This is a genomic window from Pseudomonas sp., assembly GCF_050739995.1.
Lineage (GTDB): Bacteria > Pseudomonadota > Gammaproteobacteria > Pseudomonadales > Pseudomonadaceae > Aquipseudomonas.
In genome coordinates this window covers 1-2522 of record NZ_JBOICG010000719.1, presented here as the reverse complement: position 1 = coordinate 2522, position 2522 = coordinate 1, and the positions used below count along the sequence as shown (strand labels likewise).

At 62.1% G+C, this 2522-nt stretch carries 4 protein-coding genes; 3 read left to right on the top strand and 1 reads right to left on the bottom strand.

Annotation, left to right across the window (positions count from 1 at the left end; genetic code table 11):
* Window positions 1-136 precede the first annotated feature (136 nt).
* The 3 genes from moaC to moaE are packed head-to-tail and all read left to right on the top strand — an operon-like array spanning window position 137 to window position 1301.
* Window positions 137-610 (top strand): cyclic pyranopterin monophosphate synthase MoaC, encoded by a 474-nt coding sequence (gene moaC / locus ACRESD_RS24240; protein ID WP_431753221.1) that lies wholly within the window; start codon window positions 137-139, stop codon window positions 608-610.
* A complete protein-coding gene (gene moaD, locus ACRESD_RS24235) occupies window positions 607-849 on the top strand; it encodes a molybdopterin converting factor subunit 1 (RefSeq protein WP_431753220.1) in 243 nt (80 codons plus the stop codon). Before moaC ends, moaD begins: the two co-directional genes overlap by 4 nt.
* A 2-nt stretch (window positions 850-851) precedes the next feature.
* On the top strand, window positions 852-1301 hold the full coding sequence (gene moaE, locus ACRESD_RS24230; protein WP_431753219.1) for a molybdopterin synthase catalytic subunit MoaE: 450 nt from the start codon (window positions 852-854) through the stop codon (window positions 1299-1301).
* On the opposite strand, the gene ACRESD_RS24225 is transcribed toward moaE, so the two are convergent.
* Window positions 1302-2429, bottom strand: coding sequence for an NAD(P)/FAD-dependent oxidoreductase (locus tag ACRESD_RS24225; protein WP_431753218.1), 1128 nt, complete (start codon window positions 2427-2429; stop codon window positions 1302-1304).
* Window positions 2430-2522: the final 93 nt, after the last annotated feature.

Sequence of the window (2522 nt, the reverse complement as noted above, 5' to 3'; positions counted from 1 at the left end):
GGGCAAGCCCGCTCACTACAAACGTTTTGGTCGTGACAGGTATTAGCGCGTTGCGCCCCTTTTGGCATGGGATAAACAGCCCTGCGCAAATTGACCCACGGGTTTACAATTGCCGCTCCTGATCAGGAGTATCCCTGTGCTGACTCATCTCGATTCCCAAGGTCGCGCCCATATGGTCGACGTCACCGAAAAAGCCGTGACGTTCCGTGAGGCCGTGGCCGAAGCGCGGGTGCGCATGCTGCCCGAAACCCTGCAAATGATTGTCGACGGTGCCCACCCCAAGGGCGACGTATTTGCCGTGGCCCGTATCGCCGGCATCCAGGCCGCGAAAAAAACCAGTGATCTGATCCCGCTGTGCCATCCGCTGATGCTCACTGGCGTCAAGGTCGAACTGCGCGCCGATGGCGTGGACGCGGTGCATATCCTGGCGCGGTGCAAACTCTCCGGCCAGACCGGCGTGGAGATGGAAGCCCTGACCGCCGCCAGCGTCGCGGCACTGACGATCTACGACATGTGCAAGGCGGTTGACCGCGGCATGACCATCGAAAACATTCGCCTGCTGGAAAAACTCGGCGGCAAAAGCGGGCATTTCAAGGCGGACCAGGCATGAGTATCAACGTACTGTTTTTTGCGCGTTACGCCGAGGCGGTGGGCTTTGATTCGCTGGAGATGGAAGGTGATTTCGCTACCGTTGACGCGGTGCGCCTGGCGCTGGCCGCTGATCCGGAGTTTGCCGTACTCAACGAGGCCAGCCTGATGTGTGCTCGCAACGAGGAGCTGTGCGGCCTCGATGAGCCGGTGCAGGCAGGTGACGAAGTTGCGTTCTTTCCTCCTGTGACCGGAGGCTGAGCATGGCCATTCGTGTGCAAGTCGAGGCGTTTGATCCAGGCTTTGAAGTCAACGCGATGCATGCCGCCAATGTCGGCGTGGGCGCGGTGGTGAGTTTTGTCGGTTATGTGCGCGACTTCAACGATGGCCGTGAAGTGTCGGGGATGTTCCTGGAGCACTACCCCGGGATGACCGAGAAGGCCCTGGCCAAGATCGCCGTGGAGGCTGAGCAGCGTTGGCCGTTGCTCAAGCTTGAAGTGCTGCATCGCATCGGCGCGCTTGAGCCGGGCGAGCCTATCGTTTTCGTCGCGGCGGCCAGCGCCCACCGCGAGGCCGCGTTCGATGCGTGTGCGTTTGTGATGGATTACCTGAAGACCCGTGCGCCGTTCTGGAAGAAAGAGAACACCGCCGAAGGCCCGCGCTGGGTGGAAGGGCGCAGCAGCGATCACGCGGCGGCGGATCGCTGGAAGTGATCAGCCAAGGCGCTTGGGCGACAGCATCGCTTCGGTCAGGCCCAAACCGCTGAGCGCTTCGGGCAATGGCTCGCCCCGCACCAGCGCCGCGCTGGCCTGGCCCATGGCGGGCGAGGTCTGGATGCCATAGCCACCTTGGGCAGCAATCCAGAAGAAGCCTTCCACTCGGGGATCAAACCCGCACACCAGATCACCGTCGCTGACGAAACTGCGCAGCCCCGCCCAGGTACGGGTAGGGCGGCGGATAGTCAGGTGAGTGGCTTCTTCGATCTGGTAAATGCCCATGGCGATGTCCAGTTCCTCAGGCTGCACGTCGTGGGGCTCTACTGGATCGGCATTGGCGGGAGAGCCGAGGAACATGCCTGCATCCGGCTTCATGTAGAACGAGCCGTCCAGTGCCGCCAGCTCTGGCCATGCATGGATGTCCGTGTCCGGTGGTGGGGCGAAGATGAAGGCGCTGCGGCGCTTGGGTTGCAGGCCGATTTTTTGCGCGCCGGCCAGTTCGCCAATCGCATCGGCCCAGGCGCCTGCAGCGTTGAGAATGATGGGCGCGCAGAAGTGCCCGCTTGAGGTACGTACGTGCCACTGGCCCTGGCTGTCACGGTCCAGGTGCTGCACGTCACTGTGGGTATGAACCTCGCCGCCATTGCGCCGTATGCCGCGCAAATAACCTTGGTACAGCGCATCGGTGTCGATGTCACACACGGTAGGGTCGTAGATCGCACCATGGATTTTTTCTGCGCGCAGGATCGGCACCAGTTCCAGGGCCTCATCGGCGTCCAGCAGGCGAGTGGCTGGCACCAGGGCTTTGGCACGTTGATAGTGGCGCTGCAATTCTTGCTCATCGCCGAGCAAGTCCACCAGGAGTTCGCCACGGGGTGTCAGCAGAGGGTGTTCGGTAAAACCGGCGGGTGGGTGGTCGAAAAATGGGCGGCTGCCCAGCGTCAGGGCGCGTACCTGGGGTGTGCCGTAGGCGGCGATATACAACGCGGCGGAGCGTCCGGTGGAGTGATAACCCGGCATCGACTCACGTTCCAGCACGATGACTCGGGCATGCTGCGACAGCCAGTAACCGGCAGATGCACCGGCAATGCCGCCGCCGATGATGATGTAGTCGGCCTGGTTCATGGTTCCTCCTGGAATATTCACTTGAAAACACCGCCAAACGAAATGTGGGAGCTGGCTTGTGTGGGAGCCGGGCTTGCCCGCGATGCAGGCACC